Annotated in this window: 14 protein-coding genes and 1 pseudogene; 5 read left to right on the forward strand and 10 right to left on the reverse strand. The window is 38.0% G+C overall.

Going from position 1 to position 20,142, the window contains the following annotated elements:
* Positions 1-35 precede the first annotated feature (35 nt).
* Positions 36-677 carry a copper homeostasis protein CutC gene (locus tag MKX69_RS10815; RefSeq protein ID WP_002294560.1) on the forward strand — a complete coding sequence of 214 codons (642 nt, stop codon included), beginning with the start codon at positions 36-38 and terminating at the stop codon, positions 675-677.
* Between the two features lie 61 nt (positions 678-738).
* Here MKX69_RS10815 and mgtE read toward each other — a convergent pair whose 3' ends face one another.
* Genes mgtE through MKX69_RS10835 form a run of 4 tightly spaced genes read right to left on the reverse strand, consistent with a single transcriptional unit; the run spans position 739 to position 4,498 of the window.
* The gene (mgtE, locus tag MKX69_RS10820; protein WP_002294561.1) at positions 739-2,100 is read right to left on the reverse strand and encodes a magnesium transporter; all 1,362 of its coding nucleotides are present in this window, start codon (positions 2,098-2,100) and stop codon (positions 739-741) included.
* A 17-nt stretch (positions 2,101-2,117) separates the two neighbouring features.
* On the reverse strand, positions 2,118-3,017 hold the full coding sequence (locus MKX69_RS10825) for an RluA family pseudouridine synthase (RefSeq protein WP_341010149.1): 900 nt from the start codon (positions 3,015-3,017) through the stop codon (positions 2,118-2,120).
* Between the two features lies 1 nt (position 3,018).
* Entirely contained in the window at positions 3,019-3,816 is a 798-nt protein-coding gene (locus MKX69_RS10830) for an NAD kinase (protein WP_002289847.1), read from the reverse strand.
* Complete coding sequence (locus tag MKX69_RS10835; RefSeq protein ID WP_002289848.1) at positions 3,794-4,498, reverse strand: GTP pyrophosphokinase; 705 nt, start codon at positions 4,496-4,498, stop codon at positions 3,794-3,796. Before MKX69_RS10835 ends, MKX69_RS10830 begins: the two co-directional genes overlap by 23 nt.
* 130 nt (positions 4,499-4,628) lie before the next feature.
* On the opposite strand from MKX69_RS10835, the gene MKX69_RS10840 reads away from it, so the two are divergent.
* Positions 4,629-5,204: a CYTH domain-containing protein gene (locus tag MKX69_RS10840; protein ID WP_341010150.1), complete on the forward strand. Its 576-nt coding sequence runs from the start codon at positions 4,629-4,631 to the stop codon at positions 5,202-5,204.
* A gap of 117 nt (positions 5,205-5,321) precedes the next feature.
* Positions 5,322-5,957, forward strand: a complete 636-nt coding sequence (locus MKX69_RS10845; RefSeq protein WP_341010151.1) for a ClpXP adapter SpxH family protein — start codon at positions 5,322-5,324, stop codon at positions 5,955-5,957.
* Positions 5,958-6,077: 120 nt separating this feature from the next.
* Here MKX69_RS10845 and pepF read toward each other — a convergent pair whose 3' ends face one another.
* The 4 genes and pseudogenes from pepF to spxA form a co-directional block, all read right to left on the reverse strand.
* The gene (gene pepF / locus MKX69_RS10850; protein WP_341010152.1) at positions 6,078-7,886 is read right to left on the reverse strand and encodes an oligoendopeptidase F; all 1,809 of its coding nucleotides are present in this window, start codon (positions 7,884-7,886) and stop codon (positions 6,078-6,080) included.
* A gap of 175 nt (positions 7,887-8,061) precedes the next feature.
* A pseudogene (locus tag MKX69_RS10855) lies at positions 8,062-9,060 on the reverse strand (competence protein CoiA).
* A gap of 226 nt (positions 9,061-9,286) precedes the next feature.
* Entirely contained in the window at positions 9,287-9,940 is a 654-nt protein-coding gene (locus tag MKX69_RS10860; protein ID WP_002299370.1) for an adaptor protein MecA, read from the reverse strand.
* Positions 9,941-10,271: 331 nt separating this feature from the next.
* A complete protein-coding gene (gene spxA / locus MKX69_RS10865; protein WP_002296384.1) occupies positions 10,272-10,670 on the reverse strand; it encodes a transcriptional regulator SpxA in 399 nt (132 codons plus the stop codon).
* Between the two features lie 764 nt (positions 10,671-11,434).
* Here spxA and MKX69_RS10870 point away from each other — a divergent pair.
* Both MKX69_RS10870 and MKX69_RS10875 read left to right on the forward strand, forming a co-directional pair.
* On the forward strand, positions 11,435-12,142 hold the full coding sequence (locus MKX69_RS10870) for an HAD family hydrolase (protein ID WP_341010154.1): 708 nt from the start codon (positions 11,435-11,437) through the stop codon (positions 12,140-12,142).
* Positions 12,143-12,316: 174 nt separating this feature from the next.
* Positions 12,317-13,609 carry an ISL3 family transposase gene (locus MKX69_RS10875; RefSeq protein ID WP_341008367.1) on the forward strand — a complete coding sequence of 431 codons (1,293 nt, stop codon included), beginning with the start codon at positions 12,317-12,319 and terminating at the stop codon, positions 13,607-13,609.
* 185 nt (positions 13,610-13,794) lie between these two features.
* Here the strand turns inward: MKX69_RS10875 and MKX69_RS10880 are convergent, their stop codons facing one another.
* Together MKX69_RS10880 and MKX69_RS10885 are read right to left on the reverse strand one after the other, a co-directional pair.
* Positions 13,795-16,989 (reverse strand): DEAD/DEAH box helicase, encoded by a 3,195-nt coding sequence (locus tag MKX69_RS10880; RefSeq protein WP_010728073.1) that lies wholly within the window; start codon positions 16,987-16,989, stop codon positions 13,795-13,797.
* 18 nt (positions 16,990-17,007) lie between these two features.
* Complete coding sequence (locus MKX69_RS10885) at positions 17,008-20,136, reverse strand: SMC family ATPase (RefSeq protein ID WP_341010156.1); 3,129 nt, start codon at positions 20,134-20,136, stop codon at positions 17,008-17,010.
* Positions 20,137-20,142 lie beyond the last annotated feature (6 nt).

Raw genomic sequence — 20,142 nt, forward strand, 5'->3', positions numbered from 1 at the left:
CCTAGAAGAAAGTGAAAGATAAAGGAGAAGATTAGATGATCAAAGAATTTTGCGCTGAAAACTACACATCTATTCCTCTAGCAATTGCTAGAGGAGCCGATCGGATCGAATTGTGTGACAACTTAGCGGTCGGTGGCACAACCCCGAGTACTGGTGTGATCGAAGAAACGTTAAGTTATGCTGGGGAAAAAGATATCCCCGTAATGACGATTATTCGTCCTAGAGGGGGCGACTTCGTCTATAACGATATCGAATTGAAAATCATGCATACTGATTTGATTGAAGCAAAGAAATTAGGGACGGATGGCGTAGTATTTGGTTGTCTTACTCCTTCAGGCTGGCTAGACGAAGAGGCCTTAGAACTATTGATCGAAACAGCAGAAGGGTTGCAGATCACCTTCCATATGGCTTTTGACAGTATTCCTGAAGATCGGCAATTCGAAGCAATCGATTGGCTGGTAGAACATGGTGTTGACCGTATCTTGACTCATGGCGGTCCTGCTGACAAAACTATTGTAGAAAATTTCCCACGGCTTAAAGAATTGATTGCCTATACAGATGGCCGCTTAATCATTTTGCCTGGTGGTGGTGTCACTGCAGAGAATGCAGCACATGTAGCTAAAGAATTGAACGTAAGCGAAGTACACGGAACCAAAATCGTGGATCTTCAGTTATAATCTTATAAACAAAAAAACATTTGCAACAGGCATAATGCTTATTGCAAATGTTTTTGTTTTTTTACATAAAATAGCCCATAAATAAAGAAGCAATATTGAAATAAATCAGTACACTCGTCAAATCGCTCAAAGTCGTGATAAAGGGACCGCTTGCTACTGCTGGATCAAATCCTAGACGATCCATTAGCATCGGGATTAAACTACCTGCAAGATTCGCCACTGTGATTGCAAATAGCATAGCCATCCCTATGACAAACCCCAAGATAAAATTATGTTTCCAAAAACCTACGATTAGAAAAATCGTGATCCCCGTAACAGCTCCTGTGACAACGCCGGTCAAGACTTCAGCCAAAACAAGTCGAACAAATCCATGATCTTTCTCATCAGAAATCGCAAGTCGACGAACAGCCACAGCTAGCGACTGGGTTCCAGCATTACCGGCAGTTCCTGTAATCAGCGAAATGAAGACTGCTAAAATACTCGCTTCACTTACCAAGTCTTCATAGTGACTGATTAAAGAAGCGGTCGACATACCTAAAAACAACAGAGTGATCAGCCAAGGCAAACGTCGAGACGCTGCCTTTACTGGATTTTCATTAATTTCTTCCACATTGACCCCGGCAAGTCCTGAATAATCGCTAGCAGCTTCATCATCAATAACGTCGATGATATCATCGACTGTGACGATTCCTAACAAATGATCATCATAATCGGTAACAGGAAGAGCTAAGAAGTCATAATCCCTAAATGTTTGTGCCACATCTTCTTGGTCGTCGCCTACATGAACTGAAAGCACTCGTTCGCTCATCAGATCAGAAATCATTGCGTCGTCATCATTCACGATTAGGTCGCGCAGAGAAATAACCCCTACTAGCTGACCTTCTTGATTAACGACATAGATGTAATAGATTGTTTCAGCTACATCTGCTTCGTTCTTCAGCACGTACATCGCAGAGCGAACAGTTTGATTGGCTACGATCGAAACAAATTCAGTTGTCATGATCGCGCCAGCTGTTTCATCCTCGTAATGGAGAAGTTCCTTGATTTCACTGGCATCGTCTGCCGACATCAAACTTAAATATTTAGCAATTTGCTTTTTATCCAGCGTATTAAGCAAGTCAACAGCATTATCTGTATACATCTCAGAAAGCATATCAGCTGCATAGCTAGGACGCATCTCATCTAGGTATTCTTTCATATGTTCGTTGTCTTCTTCAATCACATCGAACATATCCGCTAATTCTTTAGGCGACAGATAGGAATAGATCAGCTGCCTGTTCTCTTCTGTAAGAGATTGGTAGAATTGCCCCTGCTCATAGATATGCATCTCTAAAAAACTGTTTCTGAATGCCTGAATATTATTTTCCCTTAAATCTTGAGTCAACTGGGCAAATCTTTCCTCTAATTCTTGATTTTCATCCAGACCAATCTCACCTCGCCTTATTCTTCAAACCGTCTCACAACTGCCTCCATGTCTGCGGCTAAAGGCTGCTTGAACTCCAGCAACTCTTCTGTAAATGGATGGTAAAAACACAGATCATAACAATGAAGGGCTTGTCTTTTTATTCCCAGATCCATTCGCCCGCCATACATATCATCACCGAGCAGGGCACAGCCAATTGCGGAAAAATGAACTCTTATTTGATGTGTCCTTCCTGTATGCAGCTGGATATCAACTAACGCGATTTCTGTTAGTCGCTTCTCTATCCAGTACTCAGTCTGTGCCGAACGTCCTTCATCAGAGACCATTCGCTTCAATAGCGAAGAATAATCTCGGGCGATCGGCAAATCGATATGTCCATGTGCCGATAAATCTGAAAGCCTTCCACTGACTAAGGCCTGATATTTTTTCACAAACTTCTTTTTACGAAGTTGCATATCTAATTTTGCGTGCGCAAATCCATGCTTTGCAAAAAGCATCAAACCAGATGTATCCCGATCTAGTCGCGTCACCACATGGATTACTTGGTTTTCGTAACCTTGTTTTTTATAATAAGCCTTTACACGATTAGCCATTGTCCCATTTGGATGGTATTGGGCAGGAATAGACGAAACGCCTGCTGGTTTATTTACTACCAGAACGTGTTCATCTTCATACACGATATCGATCGGTGTTTCATCCAAAAGTACGGTTTCATGTTCTCCTTCATCAGGAATCACAATGGTTACCTTATCATCCTTAGCTAGAGAAAACAAGACATTTTCTACTTGATCATTAACTTTGATTTGACCGCCTTGAAATTTTATTTTCGCTAACAGACCCTTTGAGATCCCTTTTTCTTTTAAAAAATATTTTACTTGCTGAGAATGATCTTTCTCATAATCCCATGTAAACTGCATATCAATCCTCACTAATAAAGGCATCTTTCACACGATGCCAAAAATGCATATGTCGATAAGAAGCAAAATGGATCCGTTCTTCTGCTATTCGATAATAAATTGAGCGGATATTTGCTTTTGCGACATTCAATTGATCAACCGTTACAAGATAATCTTCTGTATTTTCCAATTTTATTTCTAGCCATTCATCATGGGCAATCACGATCGGAGAACCCAAAGTACGAAACACTCGATTATTCAGTGAAGCAATCTCTGCCAACTGAAAGGCATTGATACTAGGATGGATCACAGCACCGCCGACACTTTTATTATATGCTGTCGAACCAGTAGGCGTAGAAATCGTCAATCCATCTCCTCTAAAACTTTCAAACAGCTCGTTTTTGATGTATACATCGGCTACCATCGTACGATTGGCCCGTTTAATCGTTGATTCATTCAGTGCTAAAAAATGCTGGTCCGGTGTTTCATCCAAATAACTGATCCGAACATCCAGCAAGGGATAACTAACACTTTGTTCCCGGTTCGTTCGTAAGCTGTCTACTAGTTCTTCCAGCTCGTAATCCCGCCAATCCGTGTAAAACCCTAAATGACCTGTATGCACGCCCAAGAAACGCACATCATTCAGACAATGACTGTAGTGATGGAACGCCGACAATAATGTGCCGTCTCCGCCGACTGAGATGACCAATTCTGGCTCATGATCATCTCGTTGAATCCCTGCTTGTTCTAAAAGTGCGTTCAAACGTTCTGTCACTTCTATAGTCTTTGCTTCTTTATTATGAACGATCGCTACTTTCATCCCCTGCCTCCTCTCTTTCGCTTTCTTTCTTCAAAAGCGTTCGATAGTAGACATCATCTGATTTTCCTCTTCCATGGGAGAATAACCGCTGTGCTTCTTGGATTTCTTCACGGATACTGGACATCTCTTCATCCAACTGATAGGCAGCTTCTGCCGCACGCTGAAGTCGTTCACTCATTTCTTCTGGAAAAACGCCTTGATATTTATAATTCAGCGAATGCTCAATCGTTGCCCAGAAATTCATCGCAAGAGTCCGAATCTGGATTTCCGCCAAAATTTTCTTCTCACCGCTGATCAGCTGTACAGGATACTCGATCACCAGATGATAAGAACGGTAGCCACTTGCTTTTTTATTTGTGATGTAATCTCGTTCTTGGAGAACTTTCATGTCTTTTCTTTTACGGATGATCTCAACAACTTGATGGATATCTTCTACAAACTGACACATGATCCTTAACCCGGCAATATCAGACATTTCTTCTTCTAAACGTCCCATTGGAATATGCCGTAATTGTGATTTTGTTACAATACTATCGACTGGCTTGACTCTCCCAGTGACAAATTCAATCGGGACATGTCGATTTTGTTCACGGAACTGTTTGCGGATCCCCCGCAGTTTCACTTTCAATTCTGATACAGTTTGTTCATATGGTGCTAAAAATGCTTCCCAATCTCGTTCCATAGCTGATACCTCTACTTCATTAACATTCATTGTTTATTCTACCATATATGCAAAGTTTTTTCGTACTCTTGATTTATGCATTGACCAAAAAAAGAAAATTAGGCAAAATAGACAAAAAGGAGTCGATCAAATGACACAAATGCTTGAAATCGAATATAAATCTATGCTGACAAAGCAAGAGTACGAGATATTCATCGCTCACTATCAATTAACAGATAAAGATTTCCGTGTACAGACTAATATTTATTTCGATACCGTTGATGAACAGCTGAAGAAACAAAATTGTGGCCTACGGATCCGTTTCGTTGGTCATCAAGCTGAATATACATTAAAAACACCTGCTGAAAAAGGGCGTCTCGAAACAACGGATACCTTTATAACAGAAGAAGCAGAAGCATTTATCTTCGAAAAACGTCTGCCTCGTTCAGGCGCAGTTTTTCAAAAAATTTCTGATTTGAATATCGATCCTGCTTCATTAATCCAAACCGGAAAGCTTACAACAAAACGGGCTGAATTCCCTATTGAAGAAGGACTTTTAGCTATTGATGAAAGCTGGGGAGACAATCTACACGATTTTGAACTGGAACTAGAGGTAGGGGATGCATCTGTGGGAAAAATTGCTTTTATAAATTTTTTAAAACGTTTTTCTTTACCTTATCGTCCTGCTAAGAACAAGATCCAACGTATGCTTGAAGCTAAAAATTAGAAACCTTTCATTTTCACAAGGCACTTGAGTTCATTTTTTTACTTTTTTCTGTTAAGTTATAGGTTGTGAAAGAATCTAGTCACTAGTTGTATAGAATCTATTTTGGGGGAGATTCATATGATCGAAATCTATTTATTTGTTAATCCTTTAGGGGAATACTGTTTCGAAATGGAACAACAGTTATTACAATTTATCGAAGAAGAGTACGGGACACCATCAAAAGAAAAGATGCAATTTCGCTTTCTTCCTTTGGTCAATTTGCAGACAATTGGGGATGTCATGCAACAAAAAGGAATTTCTCAGAACAATCTTGAGGAACGTAATCACTTATTCTCAATGACTTATTCTGCAGCATTAGACTGCAAAGCGGCGCAGTTTCAAGGAAAGAAAAAAGGCCGCCGTTTTTTGATCAAATTGCAAGAAGCAGTCGGCTGTAATGACATACCATATTCTCAAGAACTTGCTGAATCCATATTTGAAGAAATCGGCGGCGATTTGAATATGTTTAAAGAAGATCGGCAGTCTGACTTCGTTAAAGAAGCATTCTTTTCCGATCAAAAAATTGCTCGGGAAATGGGCATCACAAAACACCCTTCTGCAGTCGTTTACAATTATGCCTGCGACCGTGATTTTGGTGTTTTAGTAGAAGTAAAAGGTACAAGTAGCCTTTGGAGAATCACAGAGCTGTGTAAAACAACAGATAACTCATATCAAGTTTTTAATGGTGAACATTTACATACAAATGATTCTTAGTTCCATTCAAGAACTAGCCATTTACACTTGCTCTCTAATTAAAAAAATACGTCGACTCCCTTACAAGAGAGCCGACGTATTTTTTTCGTTTCTATTCGAGAAAATCAAAAATAGAAAGCCTTATAAACGATCGATCAATTCTTCTAATTCATTTAGACGTTGTTCAAACATCGACATTGCATCTTCGATATATGCAGCCTGTGTCATATCAACTCCTGCTTTTTTCATTACTTCCACAGGATAATCGCTGTTACCTGCTTTTAGGTAAGCCAAGTAGTTCTCTAGTGCCTCTGGTTCCTGGTTTAGTATTTTCTTCGCCAGTGCTGAAGCAGCAGAAAAGCCAGTCGAGTATTGGAAAACATAGTAATTATAATAAAAATGCGGTATCCGTGACCATTCGAATTTAATTTCTGGGTCTTCTTCGACTGCTGGACCATAATATTTTGCATTCAATTTACCATAACTATCACTTAGGTATTCACTAGTCAATGGCACACCTTTTTCATCTTCCGTATGCATGAAATGCTCGAATTCAGCGAATTGTGTCTGGCGGAAAACTGTTCCTTTAAACCCATCCAAGTAATGGTTGAGTACATAAGCCCGTACACGAGGGTCTTTTTCTGTTTCCAATAAATACTCCGTTAGGATATTTTCATTCGTTGTCGAAGCAATTTCTGCTAAAAAGATGGAGTAGTCGCCGTACACATAAGGCTGGTTCGAACGAGTGAAATAACTATGAACACTATGTCCCATTTCGTGGACAAGCGTAAATAGCTGATCCAGCGTATCATGCCAATTCAATAAAATATATGGATTTGTGTCATAGCTTCCCGAAGAATAAGCACCGCTTCGTTTCCCTTTATTTTCGACAACATCGATCCAACGTTCAGAGAATGCTTTTTCTACGATGGCCATGTATTCTTCACCCATTGGTTTCAGTGCTTCTAAAGCTTTTTCTTTTGCTTCTTCGTACGTAAAGGTAATTGGAGCTTCCCCTAAGACCGGTGTATAAAGATCATACATGTGCAGTTTTTCCACTTCTAATAAACGTTTCCGTAATTCCATGTATCGATGTAACAAAGGCAAATGCTTGTTTACCACGTCTACCAAAGTATCGTATACACTTTCAGGAATATGATTATTGCTCAAAGACGCTTCTCTGGCAGAGCTGTAATTACGGACTTTCGCTTTAAAATTATGTCCTTTTATATGTGTGCCTAAAGTAGAAGCAAATGTATTTCTAAATTGTTCGTAAACACTGTACAATCCCTTAAATGCTGCTTCGCGTACCCTTCGATCCGTGCTTTCTAGCAACTGACCATACACGCCATGAGATAATTGGACTATTTCACCATTTTCTCCTTCAATCGTTGGAAAAACTAGATCTGCATTATTCAAAACAGCAAATGTATCACTTGAAGCATCAAAGATTTCACCTGCTCCAGCAAGAAGAGATTCCTGCTCAGCAGATAAGACATGGGCTCGATTATCTACTATTTGCTGGATATAATGGCGATAGACTTCCAATTTTGGTTCTTTTTTGAAATATTGCCAAATCTGGTCATCTGACAATTGCAATATTTCTGGTTCAAACCAGGAAACGGCTTCACTAACTTTCGAAAACAGACTGCTTGCTCTTGCATAAAGCGCTTGGTAATCTGTATTTCCAGTGTCTTGATCGTTTTTAAGGTGCGCATATACATAAATGACTTCAGTTTGGCGATAAACCCTCAATACGAATTCAATCGCATTTAAAAATTGAGAAGCGCCTTGATTAAGTGTTCCTTTGTGTTTTTCAGATTGTTTTAACTCTTCTGATAATTCCAAATATTTCTCATCAAACTCTTGGTCGCTTGAAAAGATCTTGGTCAAGTCCCAAGTTAAATTTTCAGGCAATTCTTCTCGTTTTGGCAACTGCTTTACTTCCATGAAATCCACTCCTTTTCTTCCCTTAGCTCTATCTATCAAAATAGATCATAGTCTAACATCCACATGTCACAGCATCTAACTTTTCTACTCATTCATGTGTCTGCTTCCATCAATTTTAGCATAACTAAATCTTGTTTTACATAGAAAACCGATTCCTAGCCTATTTTTATACTTACTATTTTTTCAAAGAAGATAAGTGTATGCATTCGTTAAAAAACTGCTGATAGACCATCTCTTCATCAATCATAGGAAAAAGCCATTCCCTTTTATGTTCTTTTATTTGGCAAAGCCATGAGTTGAAATCAGGAACTTTCTGTTTTTCCAAGGCTTCTTCGTACAACATTCGATAAAGAAAAACCTGTTCTTGTAAATAAAAGAAAAACCGACTTTTTTGATAGATCCACGATGATAGATGCAAAAGATGTTTATGACGCAAGTAGCATTGTTCTTGTATGGATACTGTATCCTTTTGCTTGTGAATAAGTTGGCGTGTCAGCTATTTCTTCCCATCTTCACTCACTTTTTCTATTTTTTTCATTTGGTTCATTTTAATTTCGTTACTAGTGAATATTTCTTTAAGGTCGCTACTAGAAAAAGTCCAGCAGCTACTGCAAAAGGAAATATGCCCTGATACAGTCTCTGTAATATGATGATACAAATAAAGCTTTTGTTTCTTGAGATCAGCTTTCCAGCAATGCACTCCTCTTTTTCTATTATAGTAGCAGCAACTTTTTTCTATCAATGAGAATTGCGATTGTCCAAAAAAAGAATTCCCAAGTATCCACCATACTTGGTAACTGTTATTCAAATAATTTTGGGTTCTTTCAATAAATCTCTCGTGAGACAGTCTAGAACATTGGATTTCTATTGCTAGATTCGCCAACAAAATATCCGGCCTTTGCCGCAACCTCGGCAAATAGGCTTCCAAAAATACTGGTTCTACTGACTGTCCCAGCCAATCCATGAAGCATTCCTTTAACTGTAAGTGCTCTTTTGATTCTCTTTCACTAAAGACCGAACAGTTATCTGATTTTTGATGGGCAAAATGAGCACATTTTTTCTTTCCCTTTTTCAAAATCACTCTTTTTCGACAGCCACGACAATAATATTTCTTTCCTTTTTCTGCATGTTTAGCAAAACAGCACTTATTATATTCATTCATTGCAAGCAGCATTTTTCTCCCTCTGAACTTATTTACGTCTAAGAATTTATTTACACGAAAAAAGAGGGCGTGAAAAAGCTATTCTGCATCAAGTAATAAGAACAGCTAAACAAAAATAGTTCCCAATATTTTTCGTTTGGTTGGGCTTGTTACCGCAGATGCAAGCTTTTGAACACTATTTATACGAAAAAAAGACTGCGACACAATTTTTGTCACAGTCTCTTACTATAATGCTGATTTATACAAAATAAAATTTCGTTCGCTCGATAGCATTACGCGCCATCAGACATTTTCCATATTCATTCAATGTTTCTGGTGTACGATCGCTCTTTTCAGCAAACTCCAAAATTCGAGCAATCTGATTCTCTACATCCGCTTGGTTGAGATTTTCCATCCAGAAGTGAACGACTAGGTAATAGCGCTCTTCGAATAAATACAAATCAGTCCAAGCAGACTCTAGTTCGACATCTGTTGCAAGTTGGATCACTTGTTCAAAATCTTCAAAAGCAAAAGTTGCTTGTCTTTCCTGTTCTTCTAGGGCGCTTCCAGATAATTCTTCCTCCGGATCGCTGCCAATAATCTGCTGACGAAGAAAGTCACTCACATCTTCTGAATCAACAGTAGAATCTTCTGATTGAGAAATTTCTTCATCCGGAAGATTTTTACTGATAAACAGTTCTAATCCGTCTCCTTTTGGCAAAACTTGGAAAGTGACAGCTTCGCTTCCTCGGAACTCCTCTTCGATATCAACTTCTTCCAAAATACTATAAAAGAAATTTTCGATTTCTTTGTGATTGCCAAGTAAATCCAAAAATGAAACGCCCCGTTCCTCTAAATCTTCATGACCAATTAGTACACGGATCGTATTTTCATTAATATGTTCCATTTCCATTTTGCTACACCTCACTTTGCCACAATGTTTAATATAGATTCATTGTAGCGAAATCAGCTTAAATGTAAAGAAAAAAAATCTCGCTGTTAAGTGAATTTAATAAAACCAGCGGATTTTTCAACCTTTCAAGCTATCTTATTTAACTATAACATTTTTGGCAGACGAATACTATATAGCCGACTTTTCAGCTAATTTTTCCTCTCTATTTTTCGCGCAATCATCATCTTCTACTACCTTTTTATACATCTAATCAAGAATACTTTTTGTAAAAACAAAAAAACTTGGAAAAACTATCTTTGTAATAGTCTTTTCCAAGTTTCGTATTATCCTTCTATAATCCAGCCATCAATTGTGCTTGACGTAATTCTAATTGTCGTACATCGCGCGGTAGGAACCGACGAATTTCATCTTCATTAAAACCAACTTGCAGACGTTTATCATCAATCATGATTGGACGGCGAAGCAATCCAGGATTGTTTTGCACAAGTTCCAATAATTCTTGTAACGGCAGATCATCTAAATCCATGTTCAGTTTTTGGAATACTTTGGAACGTGTCGAGATGATTTCTTCTGTTCCGTCTTCTGTCATTTGTAAAATCGCTTTTAATTCAGAACTGTTCAATGGTTCTGAAAAAATATTACGTTCAACAAATGGAATCTGATGTTCTTGCAACCACGCACGAGCCTTTCTGCAGGAAGTACAACTTGGGGAAGTATATAATGTTAACAACGTGCACCACTCCTTTTCGTGATAAGAATCACTTTTTTGTAACAGAAGAACATAATAATCTCCCATCTGTTTCTATTATACATAATCAACTTTTAAATAGCTACCTTTTTTTCATAATTTTTTTAAAAAAATGAAAGTTATCTAAGGTTAATATACAGTAAAACCAGCACTCTCGCTTTTTTTATCATTTAAAAATTAGAGTTTTCAAATCTAATTCAAATTTTCTAAACATATGAAACAGCATATAAAACTGTACTATTATTTTATCTCAAAAGCTAAATGAAATCGATTTCTTAAGATTTTTTATGTTTTTTATTTCTTTAATAGTAATGTTTTCTGTCATTTTAAATAATACTGTTCTTTATTATAACGCTTATTTTCTCTGTTATATAAGCGTAGTATTTTAAAGCAATGATTACTAAATAAAATTTACTATAAACAAATAAATCAAATAACGTTATTTTATGTTTGAATAGTTATATTGAGACTGTATTAAAAAAATAAATCTTTCGAAAATTCCACAGAGATTGCATTAAAATAAATCAATCGACTTCTACCATAATGATTAATTTGTTCATCAAACTTATTGACGTGTTTCACGATTTTTAGTGAAAAAAACTGAAATATAAAAACCTTATTCTGTCAAGGAAATAGAAATATAGTAAGAAAAACCTTTATTTATCAGCTTTTTTAGACAATTTTTTCTGTTACAATAGTCAAGGATTTGTGAAAAAATCAATGAAAACCGAAAGGCGTGTAAAATTTTGATTAAATCAGTTGTGTTTGATGTTGATGATACGATGTATGATCAGCAGCAGCCATTTCGAAACGCGGTCAAAAGAGTCGTTCCGCTTGTTTCAGATGCAGATATGCATCCACTATATATCCGGTTCCGCCATCATAGTGATGAAAACTTCCCAAAAGTAATGGCAGGAGATTGGACACTAGAATATATGCGAGCACATCGGATCAGCAAATCACTAAAAGATTTAGACTACCCTCATATTACGGAAGAAGATGGCCTCTTATTTCAAAAAATTTACGAGGAAGAACTTGATAATATCTGCTTGCATGAGGAGGTCAAAAAAACCCTCGATTTCTTGAAGGAAAAGAATGTCCCATTAGGAATTATCACAAATGGGCCGACTGACCATCAGACAAAAAAACTGAAGCAACTTCAATTGAACAATTGGATTCCTTCCCGCAATATGCTCATTTCTCAAGCAACAGGTTTCCAAAAACCAGAAAAAGAGATTTTTCAGCTGGCTGAGAAAGAATTTCATATGCTTCCAGAAGAGACCTTATACGTTGGCGATAATTACGACAATGATGTTCTAGGTGCAAAAAGTGCTAACTGGCAAGCGCTTTGGTTCAACCATCGAGAACGCAAAATTGAACAGACTCCAATTTGCGATATCGAGATTTCTTCTTTTGATCAGCTGTTAGAGACAATGAAGACAATCTTTGTATAACCTTTAAAAATAGAAATAAAAAAATGATAGCAAGGAAGCTGGGATAAAGGCTCTATACTTTTTGATGTTGGTGGATGACACCAGCATCTTTTTTATTTTCCAAAACATATAGAAAAGACACCTTGAAATCCTTTAGAATTAATTTGGCGAACCAACCCAAAAGGAGGAATCAAGATGTCTTACACTCACCTTATCAAAGAAACATTAGATATTCTAGACTTATCAGTTACTTTTAACGAAAATTGTCTCACAAAAGAAAAATACAAAGGGCAAATCTGTCATATTTATCGTGGAAACTTGATTTATACAGCCCAAGAATGCATCCACTGTAAACACCAGATTGCTTCAGATATTGTGCGTTGGGGTACAACAACCGTCCGGTTGTTAATGAACGATGTTTCTGAATACCGTACCTACCTCGAATTGAAAAAGCAACGCTTCAAATGCAAAGCTTGTCAGCGGACCTTTGTCGCAGATACTTCTGTTGCGAAAAAACACTGTTTCATCAGTGAGAAAGTCCGCTGGTCTGTCGTGACTCGTCTGAAAAAAAATACCTCAATGACAGAGATCGCCGCTCAGAAAAATCTATCGGTCTCTTCTGTTTACCGTATTATGAAGCGATTTTATCGTCCGTTGAATCCTTTTCGGACACCGTTACCTAAGGTACTTTGTTTTGATGAATTCAAATCAGTTCGGGGTGTTTCAGGTGCTATGAGTTTCATCATGATGGATGGACAAACACAGCGCTTATTGGACATTGTCGAGAACCGACAACTGCCTTTTTTAAAACGTTATTTTAGTCATTTTTCACGAGAAATTCGTGAAGCGGTCGAATGGATCGTGATTGATATGTACGCTCCTTATGTATCGCTCGTTAAAGAGCTGTCTCCAAAAGCACAGCTGATTATTGACCGGTTTCACATCGTCCAACATATTGGTCGTACCTTTCGCAATCATCGAATCAAAGAAACGAACCAACTATTAAAAAGCAAAGAACAAAAACACTATCAATTAGGTAAGCAATTAAAAAGATACTGGAAACTTCTTCAAAAAGATGAACGCAAGCTTGATTATACTCGACGCCTTTGGCGACCTGGCTTCAAAGCTCATTTAACAGAGACCGATATTGTGGATCGCTTACTGAAAGGGAGCCCTGCTTTGCGTGTAGGCTATCAGTTATATCAAGACTTTCTTTACGCTGTAAAGGAACGAGACTACGTATCGTTTGAAGAACTACTTACCAATAATATCATGCTTCCCGAAGGCTATCAGACGACCTTGAGAACGTTCCAGAAATTTCTGCCACAAATCAAAAATGCTTTACAACAAAGTTATTCAAATGGCCCACTTGAATGTCTGAACAACCATATCAAAGTGTTAAAACGAAATGCATATGGCTTTCGTAGCTTTTATAATTTCAAATTGCGCATCATGATTCGTCATGGCAACGCATTGATTTTCAACTAAAAAAGATCAAGAGGAACTGATCCACTTGATCTCCAATTATTCTAAGATTTCTCTTTACCAACATCATTTGACAAAGAGCCGGGATAAAATGGAATCCCAGCCTCCTTGCTATTTTTTAAATCAAATAAACAATTGCTTCTTTAGAAAGACTTTCTTACCCATTACTGAACGCTTTTTCGAGTCTTTTACTCCTCGATTTCTCCTACACTTAAAATCATGCGGATGTCTTCTTCAGTCAGTTTCGTCAACTGTTCTTCATTACCTTGGATCACTTTTTGGAACAGTTCGCGTTTTTCTTGCTGGAGTGAATCCATGCGTTCCTCAATCGTTCCTTCAGAGATCATACGCCACACTTCTACCACATTTTTTTGTCCGATCCGATGTGCACGTCCAGCAGCTTGTTCTTCAATGGCAGGATTCCACCAAAGGTCATACAAGATGACCGTATCTGCTCCCGTGAGATTCAATCCAGTTCCCCCAGCCTTTAAGGAAATCAGAAAAACATCTTTTTCGCCAGCATTAAATGCGTCTACCATACTTAACCGATCTTGTGGTTTCGTACTGCCTCTTAAATAAAATGTCGAGATCCCTAGCTCGGCTAACTCTTCTTGCAAGATAGTCAGCATCCCTGTAAATTGAGAAAACAGCAAAACTCTTCGTTTGTTCTCTTTGGCAGCTACCAGTAGATCTTTTACTTGTTCGAGCTTGCCGGAACCGCCTTGGTAATCTTCAATAAACAGACGAGGATCGCAGCAAATTTGTCGCAGTCTTGTCAGACCAGCAAGTATCCCGATCCGGTTTTTCTTGAATGCTTCAGAATCCATTGATGTGATTTCTTCACGCATTTGACGCAAGTAAGCTAAATAAACAGTTTTTTGTTCTTCTGTAAGTGCAGAATATAGATTCATCTCTGTTTTTTCCGGCAAGTCTTTCAACACAGTTTGTTTATCTCGCCGTAAAATAAACGGTCGAATCATTTGCGCAATTTCTTCTGCGGCAAGTTCCCTGAATTTTGTTTTAGTCGGGAAAAATCCTGGCATAATCGTTGCAAACAATGACCACAATTCTTCTAAATTATTCTCGATTGGTGTCCCACTCAGTGCAAACCGCTGAGGTACAGCTAATTCTCTCAATGCTTGTGCAGTTTTCGTACTGCTATTTTTGACCATTTGTGCCTCATCAAGAATCAAATAATCAATTTTTTGCGACTGATAATTAGCTAGATCTTGTCTTAAGCTGGCATAAGAAGTCACTCGGATATCTGTGTCTTTAGCCAGTAATTCTTCACGTTCTTTTTTATTCCCATTGATTACTTGGATACTCAAAGAAGGGGCGAATTTTCTCACCTCTGCCTGCCAGTTGTAAATTAAGCTCGCAGGCGCTACGATCAAAGCAGAGAAGCTTTTCCGTTCTTCTTTTTCCGAAAGTAAAAAGGCAATTGTCTGTAGTGTTTTCCCAAGTCCCATTTCATCGGCTAAAATACCGCCAAACTGATAATGACCTAACATCTTCAACCATCGAAAACCTTGCTTTTGATAATCTCTCATCGTTGCATTCAATCCTTTGGGAAGCTGTGCCTGGTATCTTTCTGGATGAATGAGATCTTGTACCATCGTTTGGAACGATTCACTAAAAGTAGCATTGCTTTTTTCCAATTGATTTTGAATGATCAATCCTTGATTTTTAGGTACATGGATCGTTCCTTCTTCTGTACGTATCGATTCCCGTAATTGTTGCAACACTTGGCTTGTTTGTTGAAATTCTTCTGAATCAAAAGAAAGAACCTGACCATTTTCTAATGTATAAAAAGCATCATTTCTCAGCAAGCTTTGCAGGACATGATCGATTTCTTGCTCCTCTATCCCTGTCACATCGAATCGAATATCGAGCCATGAACCGGTCTCGGTTACTTCGATTTTCGGTTGATGTTTATGCGCATCTAAATACAACTCTCGCAATTTTCTTCCAAGTCTGACTTCACCAAACTGACGGAAGACAGATAGTTCTGTGCGGAAAAAGGCATATAGTTCTTCCCCGCTTGGCAATGGACGTTCATAACCAGTTTCATTTTTCTGGTAGCGATACATTCTGAATAGATCAAGTACTCGTTTCTCTTCTACTGTGTCACGTAACACCTGAAAAGTCTGATCTGTCGAGACCTCATGCTTCGGGTCAGTCGAATAGATGACTTCGCCATAGACGAAATCGACTCGAGCTTGGATTTTTCCTTTTGCTTTTCGGAAAAAGAAAATAAATTCGACGGGGATATCTGCTACTTCCTCTTCTACTGCAGGGGCAATAGCTACGTCGCCGATCTCTGACAGCAGAGGGATAATCTCTTTAAACAAAGACGGTAATTCTTTTTTCTTGAACACTACTTCTGGTTTCTCCAATCGGCGAATCAATTGTTTCCAAGTTTGATAAACCGTTTGTTGATATTTCGTCAGAGAATAAAATGTCCCTTGGATAACTCCCCACTGATAATGCATAAAGAAAAAATCAAAATCATTCAATGCTTGCAGCAAATAATCTTCTCCAAATTTTTCCACTTTGAATGATAAAGGTTTGTTTTGATCGGAAAATTGTATTCCTTGATCGTTTTGTTCATTTATCTGCAGATGCAAACGTGTAGTCTGATTCATCTGCTCTAACAGGAAGCGGGCTTGTTCTACTGGGAGAAGCAGATATCTTTTATCTAGTTTTCCTTTGACTTGTAAGCCGTTCGTACCTAATAATTGATGCGTCTGAGCACTTCCTGCAAGATGCGTGAGTATTTTTTGATCTTCTTTTTGAAACGCCCGTTTATCTAGACGAAACTGGTACTGTTTATTAACAGTGTAAGTTTCTTTTTCTGCGTAAGCTTGTAAAAAATCATAGATGTTTTTTACGATATATGTTTTTTTCGGTGATGCCAATGAACCGATACGCAAGTAAAGTGCCAAAATAGAAAGCTCTGGGTGATACTGATTAGTCTCGATCGTTTCTACTTGGTATTCAATAATCAAAGGTTGCACCGCTTGAGGATTGTTTTGTGTTTTTAGACGAGAAAAACCTTTTGCAATGATTTCTCCCTCACTTGTTGCTTTTACCGGTTCTAGCATTGGCTGGTCTTTTTTCATGATACGAGATAGATTTTTCGACCGTAAATAAAGTTCCACAGCAACTGTATGCTTACAATATTTATGTTCCTCCCAATAGGGACATTGGCAGTAATCTATCTCTTTTGCTGTACCATCCAAATCAACCATATACAATTCACTGCCCAAGACTTCTGCATGCCACACGTTTTCTTCTTGGTCAGGGACAACCGATAACACTCGGCCTTCTTGCAAGTATTGACGTCCACGTGCAATGACTTTTTCTGGAATACTCCATTTCATAGTTACCAATCTCCCTTTTTATCCAAGTTGATAGCGTATTTTGCTTTGTCCGCTACCTTCTGTATCAATTCTTATTTGTTGTAATACTCGTTCTTTCAATTCTCTTACATGACTAATGATGCCGATCATTCTTCCTTCACTTTCGATCGTTTCTAAAGCTTCCATTGCCATTTCCAAAGCTTCTTCATCTAATGACCCAAATCCTTCATCAATAAACAATGCATCGATTGCTACACCACCAGCTTGTGTCTGGATCACATCGGCAAGAGCTAACGCTAAAGAAAGTGCTGCAATAAAACTCTCACCGCCAGACAGGGTATGCGCGCTTCGAGACATACCTGCCTGATCATCATAGATATTGATTTCTAATCCGGTTTTCCCCCGATAACTGCCAATGGTATCCGCTAGCTCAAATTGATAACGATTTTTCGTTAAACGTTGGAGATGATCATTTGCTACTTGTAACACTTCTTTAAGATAAACCTGAAGCACATACCGTTCCAAGCTAGTCTTCTTAGGATTTTCTCCGTTGAATGTTTGCGAAAGCTGCTGTAATTGCGTAAGCTCATCTAATTTCGTCTGGCTTGTGTGATAAATCGAAAGACATTCATCGTAGATTTTCTGATTACTAATTTTTTGTTCTTGTAAACCGTATATCTTTTCTTGCTTTATTTCGATCATACGTCTTATCTCTTCTAACTGTTGGCTGATCTCTTCTGTATCTGGGAATGTCTCAGTTAGCTGGATATTTTCTAATTGACGCAGCCGGTCAGCTGTCACTAATTGCTCTTCATGATAAGAAGTAACTGTACGTTGGTTTTCTTTATATTGTGCTTGCTGTTGTGCAAATGCACAGATTTCTTCAATTGTTGAAAAATACGACTGGCTTTCTAACTTTTTAGCTATTCTTTCTTGTTCCTTTTCTATTTTTTCATCTATTTTTTCTATTTGTTCATGTTGAAGATCAAGCTGTGTCCGAAGCGTATGAAGATCTTGCAACAATTGCACTCCTGCTTTCTGCTCAACAGCTAGTTGATTCGAGTCTTTTTCTAACTGTTTTTCAAGTCGTCGTATCTCCTCTTCTAAACAGTTACTATCCGTATCTTGCAATTGTTGTTCTAAACTTTTGATTTCTCCTTGCAGTTGCTGGAGCTGATTATTTTTTTCTGTCTGCTGCTGTTTGTAGACAGCTAATTGTTTTTCGAGCTTTTCTGCTTGTTGTCTTATTTCTTCCAGCTCTATTCTTGCATTGGCCATCTTGCTTTTTCGTCTATCTAAAGATTGTTCGATTACTACAAGAGCTGTTTTTGTTTTTTGTTCTGTTATCTCAGGAAATGCCTTTTTCAAAGCCTGTTGCAAGTGTTCTTCTTGTTCAGCCAATTGTATATTCGTTGCCATGATTTTTTGTTCTAAATCTGATAATTGTTGTTGAAGATTATTTTCATGTGCTTCACTTTTGGCAATGATTTGCTGAGTTCTTTCTACAGCAGACTCAGCTTCTGCCAGTTGTTGTTCTACTTTTAAGATATCTTCCTTATTTGGCTGTTCGTGTTTTGATTGTTGTATGGGGTGTTTCGTTGATCCACAAACAAGACATGGCTCCCCTGGACGCAAAAAAAGCTGAAGACGAGCAATTTGCTGCTTTGCCCATTGGCTTTTCAGCTGTTCTGCTTGTTCTGTCTGTTCTTTCAATAGCTGACTATTTTTTGTTATTTCTTCAGTTGCTTTTTTGAGTTCTTCTCTTATCTGTGCGAGCGACCTAGTGTCTTTTGCTTTTTGTTTTTCTATTTCTTGCTGCTTTTCATCTAGATATTTTAACTGTCCAAAAGCAAGACGATCTTCTTGCAGTTTTTCCTGATCCAGTAAATTTTCTTGAAGAATTCGAGTTCTTTCCTGATAGATAACGAGATTTTGATACAGCTTCTCGGCATTCAATTCTTCTTTATCCAATGAAATTGTTAATTGTTCTGCGTCTTGTTTTTTACTACGTAAGGATTCGACAATTGGCACCATCATCTGTTTGTTTTGCAGTTTTTGAGCAGCTTCTTTGATTTTTGTTTGTCGGCGTACGCGGTTTGCTTCATTTTTTTGCCACTCTTCATAATTCTGCGTAGTCATCGCTAGTTTCTTTGTTTGCTCACTACTTTTTTGTGACAGTTCTATTTTTTCAGCTTTTATTTCTTGTAGGCGCTGGATTGGTTCGACTAATCGTTGCGTAAATTCATAATACCCAATCCATCGTTTCTTTTCCTCTATTTCGTCTTTTTGAGCAGCTAATTCCTTTTGCTTGTTTATTAATATCGTTTTTTCTTCATAACTTTTTTTCAAGCTTTCAAAACGATAGTAGGAATTTTCTAGTTGCTTTTGTTTTTCCTGAAGTTCCGTTAGAGCTTCTTTTTCTTCCGTGATTTGTTTTTCGAGTATTGCCTGATGGTTTGTCCATTGGGCTAAAACGGCTTCAAACCCTGCTGCTGGTTCCTCTTCTTTGACTAAAACAAACCTTTTTTGCAGAAGATGCAGTTCTTGCTCTAAATGATCCAATTTTTGTTTCTGTTGTTTTGCTTTTTCTTTTAATCGCTCATTGAACTGTTGGAAAAACTGAGTACCGAATAAATGACGTAAAACAGTCTCTTTATCACTGCTTGATGAAACCAAAAAATTACGGAATTCTCCTTGGGGTAGTAAAACGATTTGAGAAAACTGTTTCGCATCGAGATTCATCAGTTCTCTGATCAACTGATCTGCTTCTGTACGTTTTGTGATTTGTTTGATTTCTTTTCCTTTCCCATCAAAAATGGTCAACGTTACTTTGGCTGCCTGTTTTTTTGTTCCGTTTCCTTTTCGTTTTGCTAAAACTTGTTCTGGTTTTCGTTCGATTTCATAGCTCATCTGCTGATGTTCAAAAGAAAAAGTCACGCTTGTTTCTTCGTCTGGTGTAGCAAACAAAGAACGCATCTCTTTTCCAGAGCGAAGTCTTCCGGAAGTTTCACCAAAAAGTGCGAAGGTGATCCCATCAAAAATCGTTGTTTTGCCAGCTCCTGTCTTCCCGCTGATCAAAAAAAGCGGTGCTTCTGTCAAACGTGAAAAATCTACGGTCTCATTGATAAAAGGACCAAAATTTTTAAGTTGTAATTTTTTCGGTTTCATTCTTGA

The organism is Enterococcus sp. FSL R5-0957 (assembly GCF_038008005.1).
Classification (GTDB): Bacteria; Bacillota; Bacilli; order Lactobacillales; family Enterococcaceae; genus Enterococcus_B; species Enterococcus_B faecium.

What these genes read in the sequence shown, in the direction of transcription:
- MKX69_RS10815 (WP_002294560.1), top strand. Translation starts at nt 36, where the DNA reads ATGATCAAAGAATTTTGCGCTGAAAACTACACATCTATTCCTCTAGCA.
- MKX69_RS10825 (WP_341010149.1), bottom strand. Translation starts at nt 3,017, where the DNA reads ATGCAGTTTACATGGGATTATGAGAAAGATCATTCTCAGCAAGTAAAA.
- MKX69_RS10830 (WP_002289847.1), bottom strand. Translation starts at nt 3,816, where the DNA reads ATGAAAGTAGCGATCGTTCATAATAAAGAAGCAAAGACTATAGAAGTG.
- MKX69_RS10835 (WP_002289848.1), bottom strand. Translation starts at nt 4,498, where the DNA reads ATGGAACGAGATTGGGAAGCATTTTTAGCACCATATGAACAAACTGTA.
- MKX69_RS10840 (WP_341010150.1), top strand. Translation starts at nt 4,629, where the DNA reads ATGACACAAATGCTTGAAATCGAATATAAATCTATGCTGACAAAGCAA.
- MKX69_RS10845 (WP_341010151.1), top strand. Translation starts at nt 5,322, where the DNA reads ATGATCGAAATCTATTTATTTGTTAATCCTTTAGGGGAATACTGTTTC.
- pepF (WP_341010152.1), bottom strand. Translation starts at nt 7,886, where the DNA reads ATGGAAGTAAAGCAGTTGCCAAAACGAGAAGAATTGCCTGAAAATTTA.
- MKX69_RS10860 (WP_002299370.1), bottom strand. Translation starts at nt 9,940, where the DNA reads ATGGAAATGGAACATATTAATGAAAATACGATCCGTGTACTAATTGGT.
- MKX69_RS10875 (WP_341008367.1), top strand. Translation starts at nt 12,317, where the DNA reads ATGTCTTACACTCACCTTATCAAAGAAACATTAGATATTCTAGACTTA.
- MKX69_RS10880 (WP_010728073.1), bottom strand. Translation starts at nt 16,989, where the DNA reads ATGAAATGGAGTATTCCAGAAAAAGTCATTGCACGTGGACGTCAATAC.
- MKX69_RS10885 (WP_341010156.1), bottom strand. Translation starts at nt 20,136, where the DNA reads ATGAAACCGAAAAAATTACAACTTAAAAATTTTGGTCCTTTTATCAAT.